This window comes from Maribacter luteocoastalis, assembly GCF_048890225.1.
Lineage (GTDB): Bacteria > Bacteroidota > Bacteroidia > Flavobacteriales > Flavobacteriaceae > Maribacter > Maribacter luteocoastalis.
Map to the genome: position 1 here is coordinate 41,636 of NZ_JBMFZG010000003.1, position 19,416 is coordinate 61,051.

Here is a 19,416-nt window from a genome sequence, read left to right on the forward strand (position 1 = left end):
TATTATTTAAATCAGTGTTAGGAATGAAAGGTAATTTTGAAAAAGTGATAGCTTCTGAAACACCGGTGTTGGTAGATTTTTATGCCGATTGGTGTGGCCCATGCAAGATGTTGGCACCTACACTTAAACAAGTAAAAGCTGAATTGGGAGATGCTGTTCGTATTGTAAAAATAGATGTGGATAGAAACCAACCACTAGCTGGTAAATATCAAGTTAGGGGGGTACCCACAATGATTTTATTTAAAAACGGTAAATTACTATGGCGTAAGTCTGGGGCACTACCAAAACATGAAATTGTGGATGCCATCAACGCTGCACGATAAGGGAATGGTAACCATAATAGCGGTTTAATCCGGTAAATGCAGCACCAATAATGGAACTTTGGTGTTGAAAGTAATGTTTTTAATTACAGATTCGTGTGTCAGCTTTTCTAAGAAACTATGCCAGTAATTAATAATTACTACCATGCCTATAGCTGGGTTTAGCGCGGTGATTTTTTCTATCTCGGTTGAAATCTTATTTGATTTGGTTACTTCTAAAATATCATGTTGTATATCTTTTAGTCTGTCTTCAATAACCTTTCTAGCAGTAGCTTCTGTTTTTGTTTCCCCGTTTCCTGCTATAAGGTGAAGCACATGTATTTTAGCATTCCAAATTTTAGCAAGCGTAATCATAGGATTTAATTCATAGGTGTCATATACATGTTCAAAACCCGTGGCAAATACTATTTCTTTTGGGGTATCTATTTCAAATTCCATAGGAACGGCTATCAATGGGCAAAAGTTGATTTTTGAAATTACTTTAACCGTGTTACTTCCAAAGAACACCGTCTTTAAGCCTGTAGTACCCTTTGTACCCATAAAAATATACTGAATACTATTGTCCAAAACCGTTTTACCTATGGCATTCAAAAGCGTGTCGGCAATCGGTAATGTTTTAAAGGTATGTTTTGGATTTATGCCCTCTTTTTTGGCAATTTCACGTACTTGATCTAGGTTATGTTTAACAGATTGCCGTACAGTCTGGGACAATTTCGTATTTGTCTGTTTTAATAAAGGTACAGCCAAGATACTTGTTTCCTTAGCGTAGGCATTTAAAAGATAAAAAGTACATGGTTCATTTTTAAAAAGATGCATGGCATAACGCAGTGCATGATAAGCATTGTCAGAAAAATCCGTGGGCACTAAAATCTTTCTCATGAGTTTATTTTTCAATTTGTATTTGAAGATAGTTCTAGTATCCTATCTACAGTATGATAAATATCATTATTATCTAATGGTCACATAGTTAACTTTATTCATTGTTTAATTACATTGTGTATGTTGGTCAAAGTATCCCGTGCCATCACTTTAGGAATCATAATTTTAACCTTGTTTTTGTCTTGTGGGTCATCTGAGCAAAAGATATTACCAACGGTTACTACCATTACAGAATCTGTTTATTCTTCGGTCACTATACAGCCAGACAGTCTTTATCAGGCCTACGCCATTGTAGCAGGAATTTTAGATAAAAATTTAGTGAATGAAGGTGATGTGGTACAAAAAGGTCAGGGTATTTTACAAATAATAAATACGACCCCCAAGCTAAATACAGATAATGCCAGGTTAGGTTTAGAACTAGCAAAAAAAAATTATAGCGGTAGCGCAACGGTCCTAAACGGTATAAGGGATGAAATTAATGCAGCCAAGTTAAGGTTGAAAAATGATTCTTTAAATTATTTTCGCCAAAAAAGGTTATGGAAGGAACACATAGGATCACAGACAGAATACGACAATCGTAAATTGGCTTATGAACTTTCTAGCAATGCCTTAGCACTTTTGAATGGTAAACTGGAACGTACCAAAAATGAATTATTGACTCAGTTAGAAACAGCAGAAAATAATTACCGGACCGCCTTGGTGACCAATAGGGATTTTACGGTGACGAGTAAAATAAATGGTAAGGTCTACGCACTTTTTAAAAAGACTGGCGAGTTGGTAAGTACTATGGAACCGTTAGCTTCTATTGGTAGTGCCGATGATTTTGTTATAGAATTATTGGTTGATGAGGTGGATATTGTGAATGTTGAAATTGAACAACAGGTATTTATTACCTTGGATGCTTATGGAACCGAAATTTTTAAGGCGAAAGTAAGTAAGATATACCCTAGGAAAGATGAACGTTCGCAAACTTTTAAGGTAGAAGCCAAATTTGACACACTCCCAAAAATTCTATACCCTGGACTTTCCGGTGAGGGGAATATTGTCATTGCCCATAAAGTGGATGCCATGGTTATACCTAAATCCTATCTAATTGAAGGAAACAAGCTTAGGACAGAAGCTGGCCTGATAGAGGTAAAGACAGGCCTTATGAGTTTAGATACTGTAGAAATTATTGGAGGTCTAAATAGTAGCACATATATTATTAGACCTGAATAATTATGTGTAATGCCAAACGTAATACATACGAGGTTATTGGTTGATAACCTTTTGGTTGATAACCAATAAAGGTATTTTAATCTGTGATTCAATCGTTTTTATGGTGTCTTTATGAAAGAGTTTTTTTAATATATTTTGTTCCGTTCTTTCCAATAAAGCAATTGCGTCGGCGTTTTCATTTCCAATAAACCTACGTAAACCTTCAGATATCGAATCAGCCTCTACTATCGTAAAAGTTATGGGTGTATAGGTTACAGTTTGGGATACCATTTCTTTGAACCATGCCATCTGTTCATTTCCTTTTTTATTATCTCGGGTATCTATATGTATTATTTTGATGGTGGCATCAAAGGCAATGGCAATTGGCAATACTTGTGAGATGGCCTCAATATCGTCCTCCTCAAAATCTGTGGCATATACAATTGTCCTTAATTCATTATTAGCAATGTTATTAGGTACAATCAATAGGTGACATGCTACCTTCTCCAGTATTTTATTTGCTATATTACCTGAGAAAATGCCTCTTTGAGTATGTACATCCTTCATGCCAATGAGGAGCATGTCTACATCAAATTCCTTTGTTTTGTTAAGTATGGCCTCTGAAATAGAAGTATGGTATTCAGCAATATAATGAACTTTGGTTGTATTGATTTTTCCTGAAAAATGTTGTTCGCAATAGTTGGTCATGAATTCTGTTTTCTCATCCTTTAAACTACGACCTACCTGTTCTTTCGATTTTATAATTCTTCCCATAATTGGTGGCACATCGTAAACATAAAGTACTAGGAGTCTTGTATCTAAAGTAGCAGTTAAGTTTTCAGCGTACCGTAATGCAGCTGAGGATTTAGGGTTACAGTCCGTAGCATAAAGAATCGTCTTCATAACAAATTTGATTATAGTGCTAACAAAGTATAATAAATGTATTTGTTCTGTAATGATAATTATCATATATACAGCACCTTACAAGTAAATACTTAGTGTATTACTGCATTTTTTAAAAATTCAGGAACTAAAATACGGAGGTTGTAAAAAGACCATTAGTACATACCTGGAAGAACTAGATTTTCTTTATGTAGTAGAAAGTAATGACTTGGTAAAGTAGGTTACTTTTTGATAAGGTATCCTCGTAAACTAGGATATGTTAAATCATAAGCTTCTCATATTGGGCTAGTCTTTGGATGTAAAGGCAAATCCAATACTTAGAAATGCAGAATCGTTTTTAAATTCTGCATTTGGAAGTATATGCAATATGCCCTTTAGTGTAACTAAACTATTTTAATGGGGTAATTTATCCTTTATCAAACCATAAATAAAGGTGCCCACCATAGCAGAAGCAATTACTATAAAAATAGGAACATAACCAGCACCTACTAAAGTGAACATAGGTCCTGGACATGCGCCTGCCAATGCCCAACCTAATCCAAAGATTATACCTCCAAACATATATCTGCTAAAGCTTTTGGCTTTTGGATGAAAAATGATTTTTTCCCCATGGAATGACTTGATAGATAGTCTTTTGATGAGTTGAACCATAAGTATCCCTATAACAAGTGCAGAACCAATAATTCCGTACATATGAAACGATTCAAATTTGAACATTTCATAAATTCTAAACCAAGAGGCTGCTTCTGATTTAAACATGGTAATTCCAAATACAATACCAATTAATAGATAGGAAACTGTTCTCATAATCTTAGAATATTAAAGGGAAAATTAAATGGATCATTACCAATCCGCCAATGAAAAAACCAATTACCGCAATTAAAGAGGGTAATTGTAAATTGCTCAATCCAGAGATGGCATGCCCGGAGGTACATCCACCCGCATAACGGGTGCCAAAACCAACTAAGAGGCCACCAATAATGAGCAGTGCTAAATTTTTAACATCCATTAAGGCATCAATGGAAAACATTTCTGTAGGAAGGTATGCAGAACCTGCACTTTCAAAACCAAGTGTTTTTAAGTCATTGATCGTATCAGGATTAATCGCAACAGAGGAATCGTTGCTTAACAGTTCAGAACCAATAAACCCACCAATTATAGCCCCAAGTACCACAACCAAGTTCCATCGTTGCGCTTTCCAATCGAACCTGAAAAAATCAGCTTTGTTCCCTGCACCACATATCGTACACATGGTTCTTAAATTAGAGGACATTCCAAAATTTTTACCTACCATGATCAATAAGAACATAATAAGAGCGATCATTGGGCCAGACACATACCACGGCCAAGGTTCATATATCCAATTCATAATTATAATTTACGATTTGCAAATGTACGAACATTAGACCAAGGCATAATGTAACATAGGTTACATAAGTGGTAAATCAATTCTTAAAGCAATTAGTAGCTGGTATCATCTAACTTTACTTTGCCATGGAATGTCTTATAAAGGAACAAGAAATAACCAGCCAAAAGAGGTGCTCCAATAACTACGATAGTCAACATAATCCCTAATGATTTTTGGGAAGATGCCGCATTGTAAATGGTAACGGAATAATTTGGGTCAAGGTTGCTAACTATAAGTACAGGATATAACTCAATGGCAACCAGTACCAATAAAAAGGAAATAGTAATAGTAAGGGATGAGAAGAAAAAGACCGCATTTTTTTATGATGAAAATATTTCTAATCATCTCTAAGAAAGTTAAGGATTGATTTATTTTTTACCGGTAAAACGAATCACGGATGCTTCTCCCTGATGATATTTGCCTTCGTTTAATTCTACCTTAGTTTCAGTGAGGTGGTTAAAAGCTATTCCGTTAAATTCTTTTTTGATTTCTTCAATAGAAAATAACATGTCTATATTTTTGGGCCCTCCGGAAAGATTTCCCAGTTGAGATTTGGCGAAAGCCTCAAAAATAATAGTACCATTAGGTTTTAAATATCGTAGTAAATGTTTGTGGGCTTCCTTTCTAATATTGGCGGGGAAATGTGCATAACACAAGGCAAGTACATCATATGTTTTGTCGGAAGAGAAAGATAGTACATCGGATACTTCATACTGTAATGGCAATTTTTCGTCGTTCGCAAATTCCAATGCTTTTATCATGGCAGAAGGGCTAAAATCAAAAGCATGAACATGCCACCCTTTTTTTAAGGCATAAATCGCATTTCTACCTTCACCTTCAGCAGGAAGTAATATAGAACCAACAGGCAATTTATCTAGTTCCTGTTTAAAATAGGCATTAGGCAATTGTCCGTAGGCAAAACCTTCCTCTGCATAACGATGGTTCCAAAAATCTCTCATAATCTACCAATTAAGGCATTAACGCATAACCCTTAAGCTGATAATTGGCAAGTACGGTCATAGCAGAAAGCGCTAATTGGGTGTTTGGGTTTAAATCTTCTGCAGTAATTCCCCGAGCTGCCGTAGCCTGGGAACAAACATATAGTTTAACTCCATAATTGTTCAATAATTCCAATAATTCGGCATTTGGGTTGGCTTTCCCATATTTTTCTTGATATTTTGTATCGCTCAATGATGAGAAGGTTGCCCCACCATGGATGGCTGCTATAATATGAACTTCAGCACTGGGAATGTTGGAAGACCCTAGCATATTTATTACCCTGGCAATTTTCCAAAGGCCTATATTCACACCGTCCATTTCACGGTCGTCCTTAATATCAAACACCAAATTATATTTTAAATCTGAGCTTGGTTTAACCGCTACATCTTCAAAATTTTTAATTTTCCCATACCCATTAATTACAGGGGTTTCCCAATCTTGCGAAAATAATAAGCCAGAAGTAAGGCATAGAGCGGTAATCATCATTTTATTCTTCATACAGTTATTTGAATTTATGGTTGCCCATTATTTTATGGTTTTGAATATACTAAAATTTGGTTCTGGCATAATTATACAGATGGACTTAAAAGTGGCTAAAAATACTATTTCCTAAATAAGTGATCTGTAACAATTGTTACTGTTAAACCTAATTCAAAAAACTAATTTAGCGGTTTATTGGGGTAAAGATTTCTACCAAGGTTATGGAGGAGTTCAAATTTTTGACAAGACGTTTGTTTTGGTTGTTTTTAAGTGTGTTGTCGTTAATTACGATAATGTTCATAGGGCTTCTAACATATAAACCCAACAAAATCATTCTAGATTTACCAGACCAAGTGATGGTTGTAAATAACAAATGGGAACCCAAGAATGTTTTAATGGAGCTTGAAAAAGATGCTATGCCCTCAGATGTGAAACTGGGATATCTACTGGTAACTGAAACCACTCTGTATATCGGGCCTCAGGCTAAGGAAACGGCAAAACGGTATGCGGGAAATAATCTGGCTTGTACCAATTGCCATTTACAAAAAGGTTCACAAGCCGGTTCGGCATCTTGGGTGGGAGTGGTCGACCGTTTTCCACAATTTGGAGGCAGGTCCAATAAAATTGGAAGTATTAAGGATCGTATCAATGGTTGCATGGAACGCAGTATGAATGGAAAGCAATTACCTGAAGATTCTAAGGAAATGAATGCTATCGTTGCCTATATGGATTGGTTGGGAGAAGGTTTACCCACAGAACAGATAGAAGTCTACAAAGGCTATCCTAAAATAAAAATACCGAATGAAGCAGTAGACCTGGAAATAGGAAAGGCAGTATATGATAAAGAATGTATGGTTTGCCATGGTGCCAATGGGCAAGGTATTAAAAAACCAGGTGGTACTACGGGGTATCTATACCCACCTTTATGGGGTCCCGATAGTTATAACCATGGTGCTGGGATGCACCGGGTAATTACTGCAGCCGAGTTCATTAAAAGTAATATGCCATTTGGTTTGGCTACATGGGAAAACCCCAAATTAACAGATGTAGAGGCCTATCATGTAGCAGGATATATCAATAGTTTTAACAGGCCAATTAAGTCAAATGCTGAATTCGATTATCCAGATAAGAAATTAAAACCAGTTTCTACTCCTAATGGTCCATGGGAAGATAATTTTACTCCAGAACAACATAAATACGGTCCGTTTCCACCAATCATTTCCTATTACAAGGAAAAGTACAACATCTCCAAGGCCAAATAATTATTCATGAGGAACTTACTATATCTGCTAATTTTACTGCCCATTATTTCTATAGCACAGGGGTCGTTAGCAACAGAAAAGAAAGGCCAATTCTCTGGTCAATGGCGTACCTTTTTTTCGAATACGGTGAATAAGGGTTCACTTAAAGACTATAGCGCTTTGGCCACAGGAGGGTATATCAAATATCAATATGGATTAAGTAAACGCTTACATCTTGGTACAGCGATATACAACACAACCAATTTAGGGCTTCAAGATTTGACGATTGCTGATGCCCAAACGGGAAAATTAAGTAGATATGAAGAAGGCCTTTTTGATATATTGAATGTAGAAAATGACATGATCTTTCTACTGGGAGAACTCTATGTGGATTATAGTTTAGACCGTCATCAATTTAAATTGGGTAGGATGAAAATTAATACGCCTTTCATAAATCCGGAGGATGGAAGGATGATACCCACACTGGTTCAGGGCTTTTGGTATAAGTTCAGGTCTAAAAAAGAAAATACCCTACAATTGGGAATTTTAAACCAAATAGCCCCTAGATCAACAGGGGAATATTTTGGAATAGGGGAAAGTATTGGAACTTATGCTGTTGGAAGAAATTATACGGGACAGACAAGTTTATATGCTGGGAATACAAAATCTGATTATGTTCTGGTATCCAATTATAATCTTAAGGTCTCGGATAATTTTCAATTGGATGCATGGGATTATTATGTAGAAAATATATTTAACTCGTTGTATGTAAAACCAAGTTTACGATTAACACCACAACTAACGATAAATGGGGAGTGGCTGCATCAAAACCAAGTTGGAAATGGTGGCAATACCCAAGAAGCTTTTCAATATTTTAGAGATACAACAGCGGATGTTTTAGGTTTAGAAATAGATTATACATGGAAGACATCTCAAATTACTTTGGGCTATGATCATATAGTCACTGGAGGACAGTTTCTTTTTCCTAGGGAGTGGGGTAGGGAGGACCTGTTTAGCTTTCAAAAGCGGGAAAGAAGTGAGGGTTCTGCCAATAACCACGCCTTGGTGTTTCACTATAATACTTTAGTTCCCCTCATTAAGGATAAAGCAGACATGAGGACCATATTTAGTTTAGGTAAGCATTGGAAACCATCTGTACAAGATCCTATTTTAAACAAATATGCCATGCCAGATTATACCCATATCAACCTTGATGTATTTTTTAACTTTAAAAGGCTAAAGCAATTGAAGCCGGAGATTTTGGTAACCACAAAAATTGCTGATGGCAATATCCCAGAAAACCCAAATTTTTATTTTAATAAAACCGACATGGTCAATATTAACATAATACTGAATTATAATTTTTAAACATATTGAAGTAAATAGGGATATTAATAAAAAAAGATGAAACAAAATGGTTTCATCTTTTAATGTATTGGGGGAATTTTTTAAACATCCTTACCTTTCATCATTTTATTCCAATATAGATAGGGCAAACCATATTTCTTCAATATCCACAACCTCCAATGTTCCTTAGATGAATCAAACACCAACATTTGTTTTAATTTTGGGTCTGGAGTAAAATTGTTATTATAATCAAATTCAGCTAATACCATTTTGCCATAATCCGTTACCAAAGGACATGATGAGTAGCCGTTATATGCTTTGCTGCCCAATTTATGGGATTTTATCAATATGTCTACATTATCTACTACAATTGGCACTTGTTTGCGAATCGCAGCCCCTGTTTTAGCAGTTGGTAAAGCAGCAACATCTCCTAATCCAAAAATGTTTGGATATTTATTATGTTGCATGGTTTGGTGGTTTACATCTAGCCAACCTGCATCATTTACCAATACAGAATCTTTAACAAATTTTGGAGCAACAGATGGAGGTGCGGTATGCAACATATCATAATGTATACCATATCTATTACCTTCTACGGTAACTTTAACATCCTTATAATTATACTGGAAAGACTCGTCCAAATGGTTATCATCGTCTTCACCAGACATAACTACACAACCGCCTGCCGAAATATCCTTACCTAACTCATACCATGCAATTTTTTTATCAGCATCAACCGCTACTAATTTATGGTAAAACCTAAGATTGATATCTTTTCTATCAACCACTTTCATTAATGTTTTGGCTATTTCCTTTACTCCAAAAATAACCGTGCCACCTGTAGCAAAAACAACATCGGTCTTTTTTCTGACACCACTTTTTCTAAAGTAGCTTTCTGCCAAATACATTATTTTTTGTGGTGCCCCTCCACATTTTATCGGTGTGGTAGGCTGTGTAAATAAAGCCGTACCACCTTTGAAGTTTTTAATAACCTCCCATGTATGTTTTGGATCGGTATAGTTGCTACAAACCACACCTTTGTCCATGGCCTCACCTAGGCCAGGTACTAGGCTATAATCATATGCCAAACCTGGCGCTACCACCAAATAGTCATAAGTAATATCACCCGAAGTAGCTGTTTTGACTGTGTTGTTTTCCGGGTCAAACCCGGTAGCCTTATCTTTGATCCAAGTGGCGCCTTTAGGTATTAAGGAGGGCATAGGTCTTGCCGTTTTATCAAAGTCGTAAGTACCGGCACCAACTAAAGTCCAAGCAGGTTGGTAGTAATGTGTATCCGATGGTTCAATGATAGCAACGTCTTTGGCGTGTTTCTGTTTTAGTAATTGCGCGGCTACCATGATTCCTGCGGTTCCACCGCCTATAATCAATATTTGATGATGTGAGCTCATTTAGTGTTCAATTTTAATGATAATATAAATATAGGGTGTATAAATTATCAATAGTGTAACTTTTGTTACACAAGAACTAATTAAGGGTATGGTAACCAAAAACAAAACACCCGTTTCTATAAATCGAAGCAGGTGTTTATGATTTGTGATGGATTCTTATTCTTTTACCTTACAAGTACTTATACCAAAGAGGGTATATAGTGGGCAAAAGCTGATAAAGCTTGTTAATAGGAAAATTGCGGATATTGCTAACAACACATACGCTAAAGTTCCATCAATTACTTTAAAATAAAATAATGCAGCAATAATTAATGCAGCAATAATTCGAATTGTACGGTCTAAACCGCCCATGTTTTTTTTCATATTGGATAAATTTAGTTGGTTAATACATTTTCAACAAAGAATACTATTCCTGTTATTATCGCAATACATAAAATACATACCGCTATGAGTTTAAGTACTTTGTTAAATTTCATAGTACAAGTTAATAATTCAAATCTTAATAATTTGTAACATTTGTTACTTTTAAAAATTAGGTAAGCCCTTATCTTTGAATATACTATCTATACAAATGAAGCATTATTTAGAAGCTTTTTGGAACGCATTTATGGGAACTATGGATTGGACCTGGAAATCTATAATTTTCGATGTGCCTTGGTATACCAATTATTTTTGGGGTCTTATCATTATTTCCTTAGTGGTTTGGTTTTTGGAAATTATGTTCCCTTGGCGAAAAGAACAGGGAATTTTTAGAAAGGATTTTTGGTTAGACGGATTTTACATGTTCTTTAATTTTTTTCTGTTCGCTATCGTTATAAGTGGCGTATATAGGGTGTTACAGTTGTTTTTTAAGGATATAGGCATTAAAGCAAGTAGTTTGGCAATAATGGATATAACATCATTGCCTTCTTGGGCCCAACTTCTTATATTCTTTATAATCTTGGATTTTGTACAGTGGTTTACGCATGTTTTGTTACATAAATATGCCTTTTTATGGAAATTTCATAAAGTACATCATAGCGTTAAGGAAATGGGTTTTGCCGCTCATTTACGTTACCACTGGATGGAAAATATTTTTTACAAACCATTAAAAACATTTGGGGTGATGATATTGGGTGGTTTTGAACCAGAACAGGCATATATTGTTCATTTTTTGGCCATAACCATTGGCCATTTTAATCACTCAAACATTAAAATAACCTGGGGGCCTTTTAAGTATATCTTTAACAACCCGGTAATGCATCTGTATCATCATGCCTATACATTGCCCAAAGGCACCTACGGTGTTAACTTTGGAATAAGCTTAAGTTTATGGGATTATATTTTTAAAACCAATTATATTCCTGAAGATAGTGGAAGCATTACGTTAGGATATCCTGGAGATGATGAGATGCCAAAAACATTCTTTAAGCAGATTTTGTATGGTTTTGGCCCTAAGGATAAGCCACACTCTTAGTTTTAAATAATTTTGCTATTGTTCCAACACTTACAATGGTGCCGCCATTTTTTTAGCTTGTTCATTAACATTACTTGTAGGCAGATATTACCAAGCTATGGCTTAATGTAATTAAGAAAGGTGTTTAACCAGCAAATCTGGTGAGGAAAGTTCTCTACTATTCTCCACAACTAAAGACCGCAATAACCAATATTTTAATTTCCGTAGACCGGATGCACAAGATGATTATCCATTTCGTAACGCTTATCTTCTATAGTATATTCACTAGTATAAAAGTGTGCATGTTCCAAATACTATTTTTCATTCTAGAATAGGATAGAATAGCCTTGTTCTAAATTTCTTTTATGGTTGTACCATTGTTCGCAACAGTTTACGGCAAAGTTTCGTATTTGTATTCTATTTTCATTTTTTTGGAAAGTGATAGGGCATTGGATAGGTAGAGACCTATTGGAGATTGCATTGTACGCTCACAAAAGCTACTTGGCAAGGAATCAGCCCATTTTCCAGTTGCATTCAGGTTGTCGTAGTTCTAAACCTAATCTGTAATTTCCACTAAAAACCTTATGTTATTGTTCATTTTTTTTAAAATAGATACTCCAGACACCCCTAACTTCATTGGCTCTATATCCTACAGCTTCATCCATTGGATATTTAATTTTTAAGTTGTTTACCACATCGGACCGTATATCACTACCAATTTCTCCATGACATTGTAAACATAAACTATTGGTAATAATAGGGTAGTAAAAGTTAACACCCTTGCCATCTTCTTCTATAATAGGTTCATATTTTTCATTTGCGGCAACTACATTTTTAAAATAATCTATATGTCCCAATTCTATGCTATTTGCTTGGTTTGCAGGGTTACGAGGTTTATCTGTAACACGTTTAATTATGGCATTATGTACTTTTGATATACTGTCCGTTAATGGGTAAGCTCTTTCATTGCAAAAATCTAATGCCGCTACGGTTCCCTTATTTTGTATAGTACCCATAAGGTTTTGTCCTAATATTTTTTTCGTGTTGTTGGCATATGTCAATTCAATTTCAACATAGTTTTTTTCGTGTGTGTTGATGGTATTCCCCAATTTCTTTCCTTTCTGCTGGTAACTGCCCTCACCATGGCGTTCTTCCCAATGTTTTTTAAACCATGAAGGTTCTTCTATTTGATAATCGAAAATAAAATCGGAAATCAGTCGAATGTCTTCTTCATTATAGGGTTGATAGGGCATTACGCCAAAACGGTTTATGGCACCTTTCATTTTTGCCTTCTCTTTTGAAGGTTTTTCTACAAATGCCCAAATAGCATTGGTAAATTCCTGTTTTGTTAAATAGTCCTTTAGATACCTAGCTTTTATGGCTGCCATTGGTGGGGCAATACGTTGCTGGTGACTGGCATTTGGATCGTGACAGCTATAGCATTTAGTTTTTAGTAACGTACTAGCATCTTGTGATATTTCTTGGGCTAATAAAGCCATTACATTGGACCCTTTTATACCTTGTTCAGTTGTTGTCTTGGGTTTATCCTTACAGCTTGTCAGCCCAATGATAGTTAATAATAGGATTATATTTTTCATGATTTTATATTTATCTTCTTATGCAACCCACAAATGATTTGGCTTAAAAAATTATGGTAGTACTACATCCTTTATATTCAATATTTCGCATAGGGATGGTGACTTTAAAAGAGTAAAGGTTTTTATCTCCAATTATTATATCCTCCTTTAAGGTCATAGATTTTGGTAAATCCCATATCAAGTAGTTTATATGCAGCTTTTTGGCTTCTAGCTCCAGATCTACAGTATAGGTATACGGGTTTATCCTTATCCAATTTTTCAAATTCCCTTTGAAACGTATTCGCATTGAAAAAGTCAATATTCAAGGCGTTTTTAATATGGCCGCTGGTATACTCTAACGATGTGCGAACATCAACCAATTGAATATTTTTATGTTCAATGGCTTCTTTATATTCTTCCTTATTTAATATAGCGATACGGTCTGTTTCTTTCTTTTTTGATCCGAAGAGTGCGCTTATAAAAGACATAATTTTATATTTTTAATTTAAGTTTTATTTTAAAGGAAACGGCCATTTAAATGAACCGTTTCCTTAAACAACCAACCAATAAAAGCAGTTTAATTAAGATTTTTTTTGGCTAGGTACCAATCTATTTTCTCTAGGCTGTCATCCACCAATCTAGCATTTAGTTCATCTAGGGTCTTTGGAGGCGAAACAATGACCTTATCTCCTTTTTTCCAATCCAATGGCATAGATACTTTATGCTTGTCCGATGTCTGCAATGCTACTAACGCACGTAGTATTTCATTCATATTTCTTCCAACATTAAGAGGGTAGTACATGATTAACCTTATCTTTTTCTTAGGATCAATAAAAAATACGGCACGTACTGCAGCTGTCTCACTTTCATTTGGTTGCAACATGCCATATTTCTTGGAAACTTTCATGTCCAAGTCGGCAATGATAGGAAAGTCAAAATATACGCCAGTATTTTCGCGTACGTTTTGTACCCATCCCAAGTGTGCGTGTATACTATCAATACTCAACCCCAATAATTCGGTATTTAAATCGTCAAATTCTGATTTACGAGTTGCAAAACCACTCATTTCAGTAGTACATACTGGTGTGAAATCTGCAGGATGAGAGAACATTACAATCCACTTGTCCTTAGCAAAATCAGATAGTTTTATACGACCCTTTGTAGTTATCGCCTCAAAATCTGGTGCTATATCTCCAATTCTAGGCATGGTATTTACTTCTTTATTGTCTATAGTTTCCATATGTTATTATTTAAAATAAAGATAGCCCTATGACCTATCTTGCACAGTAACACTGGTTACATTAAGACATAGAACTCATGTAAAACATTAAAAAATTTGAGGAATGGAATAAATAATATAAAAAAGGAAAATTCCCCAATTGGGGAATTTTCCTTTTCAATCAATCCAATAAAACAATGAGTTAAAGTGTAGAAGGGCAAACGTATTCAGAAACAGGTATCTCCGCTTCTTTTATGGCCTTAAACCCTCCTTTAACATCAATTAAGTTATGAATGCCGCGGCTTTTTAGGATAGACGATGCAATCATACTTCTATAGCCACCCGCGCAATGCACATAAAATGGTTCATTATCTGGGAACTCTGCCAAATGATCGTTTAGATAATCCAATGGGGTGTTATTGGCCACCAACATATGTTCAGAAAGAAACTCACTTTCTTTGCGAACATCAAAAACAGGAGCCTCTTCGGATGCTACTTTTTCTTTAAGCCCTTTAGCATCTATTTGGCTAACGGTATCATATTCCATAGCTGCTTTTTTCCAAGCCTCGAAACCACCTTCCAAATAACCTAATGTATTGTCAAATCCAACCCTTGATAATCTGGTAACAGCTTCTTCTTCCATACCATTTGGAGTTACCAAAAGTATAGGTTGTTGTACATCTGCAATTAAAGCACCTACCCAAGGTGCAAAGCTGCCATCCAAACCAATAAATATGGAACGTGGTATGTGTCCTTTGGCATAGTCGTCTTGATGGCCTACATCTAAAACAATAGCACCTGTTTCATTTGCCGCTGTTTCGAATGCCTTTGGGCTCAATGCAGTGGTACCTCTTTCCAAAACCTGTTCAATATCCTCATAACCTTCCTTATTTAACTTAACGTTTAAAGGGAAATATTGTGGAGGGGGCAACAATCCTTCTGTCACCTCATCTATAAATTCTTCCTTGGTCATATCAGCTCGCAAGGCATAATTCATTTTTTTCTGGTTACCAAGAGTATCTATGGTTTCCTTCATCATGTTCTTGCCACATGCAGAACCAGCCCCGTGGGCAGGATAAACAACAACATCGTCCGCTAAGGGCATAATTTTTTCCCTAAGGCTATCATAAAGAAAGCCAGCAAGATCTCTTTCTGTTAAAACACCCATTTTTTGAGCTAAATCAGGTCTGCCGACATCACCTAGGAATAAGGTATCCCCACTAAAAATGGCATGGTCTTTTCCATTCTCATCTATTAGAAGAAATGTGGTACTTTCCATGGTATGTCCAGGTGTGTGTAACACTTTAATGGTAAGATCCCCCAGTTTAAATTCTTGATTGTCCTCAGCTATGATTGCATCAAAAGTAGGGTTGGCGTTTGGACCGTAAACAATTGGTGCCCCGGTCTCTTTTGCCAAAGTAACATGTCCGCTAACAAAATCTGCGTGAAAGTGGGTTTCAAAGATATACTTGATCTTGGCATTATCCTGTTTTGCCCTTTCAATATAAGGTTTAACCTCTCTTAAGGGATCAATGATGGCAACTTCTCCTTTACTTTCTATATAATAGGCGCCTTGAGCAAGACAGCCTGTATAAATTTGTTCAACTTTCATAGTAACACATTAAAATTTCAAACACAAAATTACGAATTGGAAATAACTAATACAGTAACATTGGTTACATTGAAGTTAAGAGTAAAAAATGCCCCAAAAATATCAGGGCATTTCCTTTTGTAATCCATGGCTTAAAGCAATGTAGTGGGGCAAACATATTCTGATTTTGGTATGTTGGTCTTTGAAATAGCTTCAAAACCTCCTATGACATCAGTAAAATTCTGCCAGCCTCTTTGTTTTAAAATGGAAGCAGCAATCATGCTTCTATAACCTCCAGCGCAATGTAGTACAAAGGCTTTATCTTTTGGGAATTGTGATAAATGCTGATTTATTTCATTTAAGGGCACGTTAATGGCGTCAATGACATGTTCAGAATCATATTCACTTTTTTTACGAACATCTATAATTAATGTTTTTACATTTTTTATGGACTTCTCTAGTTCTTCGGCCGTAATACGTTTCGAAGTCTCATATTCTTTTCCTGATTCTTTCCAACTTTCAAAACTGCCTTTTAGATAACCGACTGTATTGTCATAGCCAACTCTGGACAATCTAGTGATGGCCTCTTCTTCCTTGCCTTTATAGGTCACCAATAAAATTTCTTGTTTTATGTCGGGAATCATTTCACCTACCCATTGGGCAAAGCTTCCTTCTAAACCAATATTAATACTGTTTGGGATAAAGCCTTTAGCAAAATCCGCCGCATTTCTCGTATCTAAAACTAAAGCACCTGTTTCATTCGTAACCGCTTCAAAAGCCTCAGGTGAATAGGCGGTTGTGGCCCTATCCATTATATTGTCCAAGCTTTCATATCCTTTTATGTTCATTAAAACATTTTTAGGGAAATATCCTGGAGGTGTGGTTAAACCTGTTAAAAGTTCTTTTACAAATTCCTCTTTGGTCATATCTGCACGTAGGGCGTAATTCACTTCTTTTTGGTGTCCCAAGGTGTCTGTAGTTTCCTTGCTCATCATTTTGCCACATGCTGATCCCGCCCCATGGTTTGGGTATACTATTAAATCATCACTTAAGGGCATTATTTTATTACGAAGGGAATCAAAAAGGTGGCCAGCAAGTTTTTCTTCAGTAAGTTCTGATACTACATGCTGCGCCAAATCAGGTCGTCCTACATCACCAATAAATAAGGTATCTCCAGTGATAATGCCATGTTCCTTTCCGTTTTCATCTATTAAAAGGTAGGTAGTACTTTCCATGGTATGACCTGGGGTATGGATTACCTTTACCTTATAGTCGCCTACTTCAAATACTTGACCATCTTTTGCGGTAGTAGCTTCATAGGCAGGTTTTGCACCTGGGCCAAATACAATTTCGGATCCTGCCTTTTTCTTTAGGTCTAAGTGTCCACTAACAAAATCTGCATGAAAATGGGTTTCAAAAACATATTTAATCTTGGCATTGTCTTTTTTAGCCCGATCCAAATAGGGTTGTACCTCACGAAGTGGGTCAAAAACAGCGGCAACACCTTTGCTCTCAATATAATAAGCGGCGTGTGCTAAACATCCTGTATAAATCTGTTCTACTTTCATGATTATTATTTTTAAGGTTATACATTAAAAATACTCATGAAAAGTCGGTTGTACAGTTACATAGGTTACACAAGACTGTTTTTTGATTGAAGCGAAATTTTTTCTTCCAAGGCAGACTTTTTATTCAATAACTTACAATGGTTATAGGCTTCATTTGTTTTAACAAAAAGATTATCTTTTCCAATGATATCAATTAGGCCACTACTGTAAAGAATATCTCTTGTGGGACCTATAGCACCTGCAACAACGAAAACAATTCCTTCCGATTTTAAATCTGTTATGGTTTTTTTAAGCATATGAACAGCACTGCTATCTATGTAATTGATTGCCTCAGCATTTAAAATCACATACTTAACCTTGTTTGTTTTTTCATATAAATGTTTTCGTAATTCTTTTCTGAAAAATTCCTTATTTCCGAAATAGAGTTGCGCATCAAAACGCACAATCAAGAAGTCCTCAAACTGTTCAGTATCCTCAGGAAATCGTATTATATTCTTAAAGTACTCAGTATTACGAATGCGCCCCAATACTGCCATATGTGGTCGTGAAGTACGATAGACCAATAGTAACAGTGAGATTAAAACGCCCAATAAAATTCCTTCTTTAATACCAATTGTTAGTGTAATCAAAAATGTGGTTATGAGTAGAAAAAATTCATCTCTTCGGTTTTTATACAATTCCACCGGATATTTTAAGTCTATAAGACCAAATACGGCAACCATAATAATTGCGGCCAGTACGGCATTGGGTAGATAATAAAATAACGGGGTAAGGAATAGTAGGGTCAAACCAACAACCAAGGCACTAATTATAGGAGCTACACCAGTTTTTGCCCCTGCCTGATCATTTACTGCAGTTCTGGAAAACCCGCCTGTGGTAGGGTAAGATTGGAAAAAGGAGCCAATGATGTTTGATGTGCCTAAAGCTATAAGTTCTTGATTGGAATCTACCTCATAATCATCATGCTTTTCCTCAACTGCCTTGGCAACGGAAATAGCTTCCATAAAAGCAATTAAAGCCAATGTCAATGCAATAGGTAATAGTTCTGAAATTCTTGTAAAATCTATAGTAGGCACATTTAATGATGGTAGGCCACTTGGTACTTCACCAACAATTTTAACGCCTTGTTCATGTAAGCCAAAGGTATAAATGCCTATAATTCCCAATACCACAACCACGAGCGCGGCCGGAATGCTTTTATGAATTTTTTTTATAGTTTTTATCAGTATAATTGCTATTATTCCAATTATTAACGTAATACTATTAATATCTCCAAGAGATGTAACGGCATTGCTTAAAAGTATATGTACCTGATTACTTCGTTCTATATTGGTTCCCAATAAATGCTTTAATTGACTTAAACCAATGATTATGGCCGCTGCCGAAGTAAATCCACTGATTACTGGTTTCGAGAGAAAATTCACTAAAAAACCCATGCGTAACAGTCCCAATCCTAGTTGAATAAGACCCATGAACAAGGCTAGAAATATGGCCATTGAAATATATTCATCTATGCCAGAAATAGCTAACGCCCCTAGTCCAGAAGCTACTAGCAAAGAATCCATGGCAACAGGTCCTACCGCCAATTGGCGTGAAGTGCCCAATAATGCATATATAATCTGGGGGATCAAGGAGGCATATAGACCAAATACAGGCGGTAGACCGGCAATCATGGCATAGGCCATACCTTGTGGTATCAACATAATCCCTACCGTAATCCCAGCACTAATGTCGCCAGACAAGTAAGATTTTTTATAAGATGGTAACCACTCTAGAATTGGCAAGTACCGTTTGAGCATAGAAAATAATTTTCAACAAAAATATACTTCTAAAGCACCCTATA

General features: G+C 35.9%; 19 protein-coding genes and 1 pseudogene. 5 read left to right on the forward strand and 15 right to left on the reverse strand.

Annotated elements, in window-relative coordinates; all coding sequences use genetic code 11:
- The first annotated feature begins 23 nt into the window (after positions 1–23).
- Positions 24–323: a thioredoxin gene (trxA, locus tag ACOCEA_RS07345; protein WP_420755576.1), complete on the forward strand. Its 300-nt coding sequence runs from the start codon at positions 24–26 to the stop codon at positions 321–323.
- Positions 324–347: 24 nt separating this feature from the next.
- On the opposite strand, the gene ACOCEA_RS07350 is transcribed toward trxA, so the two are convergent.
- A complete protein-coding gene (locus ACOCEA_RS07350; protein ID WP_420755577.1) occupies positions 348–1,199 on the reverse strand; it encodes a universal stress protein in 852 nt (283 codons plus the stop codon).
- Between the two features lie 120 nt (positions 1,200–1,319).
- On the opposite strand from ACOCEA_RS07350, the gene ACOCEA_RS07355 reads away from it, so the two are divergent.
- On the forward strand, positions 1,320–2,417 hold the full coding sequence (locus ACOCEA_RS07355) for an efflux RND transporter periplasmic adaptor subunit (protein WP_420755578.1): 1,098 nt from the start codon (positions 1,320–1,322) through the stop codon (positions 2,415–2,417).
- 33 nt (positions 2,418–2,450) lie between these two features.
- Here ACOCEA_RS07355 and ACOCEA_RS07360 read toward each other — a convergent pair whose 3' ends face one another.
- The 6 genes and pseudogenes from ACOCEA_RS07360 to ACOCEA_RS07385 form a co-directional block, all read right to left on the reverse strand.
- On the reverse strand, positions 2,451–3,299 hold the full coding sequence (locus tag ACOCEA_RS07360) for a universal stress protein (RefSeq protein ID WP_420755579.1): 849 nt from the start codon (positions 3,297–3,299) through the stop codon (positions 2,451–2,453).
- Between the two features lie 393 nt (positions 3,300–3,692).
- Complete coding sequence (locus ACOCEA_RS07365; protein ID WP_420755580.1) at positions 3,693–4,106, reverse strand: DUF6691 family protein; 414 nt, start codon at positions 4,104–4,106, stop codon at positions 3,693–3,695.
- A 4-nt stretch (positions 4,107–4,110) separates the two neighbouring features.
- Positions 4,111–4,668 (reverse strand): YeeE/YedE family protein, encoded by a 558-nt coding sequence (locus ACOCEA_RS07370; RefSeq protein ID WP_420755581.1) that lies wholly within the window; start codon positions 4,666–4,668, stop codon positions 4,111–4,113.
- Between the two features lie 92 nt (positions 4,669–4,760).
- A pseudogene (locus ACOCEA_RS07375) lies at positions 4,761–5,009 on the reverse strand (cytochrome d ubiquinol oxidase subunit II); the annotation flags it as partial.
- Positions 5,010–5,075: 66 nt separating this feature from the next.
- A complete protein-coding gene (locus tag ACOCEA_RS07380) occupies positions 5,076–5,666 on the reverse strand; it encodes a class I SAM-dependent methyltransferase (RefSeq protein ID WP_420755582.1) in 591 nt (196 codons plus the stop codon).
- A 10-nt stretch (positions 5,667–5,676) separates the two neighbouring features.
- The gene (locus ACOCEA_RS07385) at positions 5,677–6,204 is read right to left on the reverse strand and encodes a DsrE family protein (RefSeq protein WP_420755583.1); all 528 of its coding nucleotides are present in this window, start codon (positions 6,202–6,204) and stop codon (positions 5,677–5,679) included.
- Positions 6,205–6,407: 203 nt separating this feature from the next.
- Between ACOCEA_RS07385 and ACOCEA_RS07390 the strand changes: the two genes are divergently transcribed.
- Both ACOCEA_RS07390 and ACOCEA_RS07395 read left to right on the forward strand, forming a co-directional pair.
- Complete coding sequence (locus ACOCEA_RS07390) at positions 6,408–7,448, forward strand: c-type cytochrome (RefSeq protein ID WP_420755584.1); 1,041 nt, start codon at positions 6,408–6,410, stop codon at positions 7,446–7,448.
- 6 nt (positions 7,449–7,454) lie between these two features.
- On the forward strand, positions 7,455–8,795 hold the full coding sequence (locus ACOCEA_RS07395; RefSeq protein WP_420755585.1) for an OprD family outer membrane porin: 1,341 nt from the start codon (positions 7,455–7,457) through the stop codon (positions 8,793–8,795).
- A gap of 80 nt (positions 8,796–8,875) precedes the next feature.
- On the opposite strand, the gene ACOCEA_RS07400 is transcribed toward ACOCEA_RS07395, so the two are convergent.
- Together ACOCEA_RS07400 and ACOCEA_RS07405 are read right to left on the reverse strand one after the other, a co-directional pair.
- Complete coding sequence (locus ACOCEA_RS07400) at positions 8,876–10,183, reverse strand: NAD(P)/FAD-dependent oxidoreductase (RefSeq protein ID WP_420755586.1); 1,308 nt, start codon at positions 10,181–10,183, stop codon at positions 8,876–8,878.
- Between the two features lie 156 nt (positions 10,184–10,339).
- On the reverse strand, positions 10,340–10,546 hold the full coding sequence (locus ACOCEA_RS07405) for a YgaP family membrane protein (protein WP_420755587.1): 207 nt from the start codon (positions 10,544–10,546) through the stop codon (positions 10,340–10,342).
- 208 nt (positions 10,547–10,754) lie between these two features.
- Between ACOCEA_RS07405 and ACOCEA_RS07410 the strand changes: the two genes are divergently transcribed.
- Complete coding sequence (locus tag ACOCEA_RS07410) at positions 10,755–11,639, forward strand: sterol desaturase family protein (protein ID WP_420755588.1); 885 nt, start codon at positions 10,755–10,757, stop codon at positions 11,637–11,639.
- A 566-nt stretch (positions 11,640–12,205) separates the two neighbouring features.
- On the opposite strand, the gene ACOCEA_RS07415 is transcribed toward ACOCEA_RS07410, so the two are convergent.
- From ACOCEA_RS07415 to ACOCEA_RS07440, 6 genes are all read right to left on the reverse strand, one after another.
- Positions 12,206–13,216, reverse strand: coding sequence for a c-type heme family protein (locus ACOCEA_RS07415; protein WP_420755589.1), 1,011 nt, complete (start codon positions 13,214–13,216; stop codon positions 12,206–12,208).
- 122 nt (positions 13,217–13,338) lie between these two features.
- Complete coding sequence (locus ACOCEA_RS07420) at positions 13,339–13,683, reverse strand: rhodanese-like domain-containing protein (RefSeq protein ID WP_420755590.1); 345 nt, start codon at positions 13,681–13,683, stop codon at positions 13,339–13,341.
- Between the two features lie 89 nt (positions 13,684–13,772).
- Positions 13,773–14,435, reverse strand: a complete 663-nt coding sequence (locus ACOCEA_RS07425) for a peroxiredoxin (RefSeq protein WP_420755591.1) — start codon at positions 14,433–14,435, stop codon at positions 13,773–13,775.
- A 181-nt stretch (positions 14,436–14,616) separates the two neighbouring features.
- Positions 14,617–16,026 (reverse strand): MBL fold metallo-hydrolase, encoded by a 1,410-nt coding sequence (locus tag ACOCEA_RS07430; RefSeq protein WP_420755592.1) that lies wholly within the window; start codon positions 16,024–16,026, stop codon positions 14,617–14,619.
- Between the two features lie 131 nt (positions 16,027–16,157).
- The gene (locus ACOCEA_RS07435; RefSeq protein ID WP_420755593.1) at positions 16,158–17,573 is read right to left on the reverse strand and encodes an MBL fold metallo-hydrolase; all 1,416 of its coding nucleotides are present in this window, start codon (positions 17,571–17,573) and stop codon (positions 16,158–16,160) included.
- 65 nt (positions 17,574–17,638) lie between these two features.
- A complete protein-coding gene (locus tag ACOCEA_RS07440) occupies positions 17,639–19,372 on the reverse strand; it encodes a SulP family inorganic anion transporter (protein WP_420755594.1) in 1,734 nt (577 codons plus the stop codon).
- Positions 19,373–19,416 lie beyond the last annotated feature (44 nt).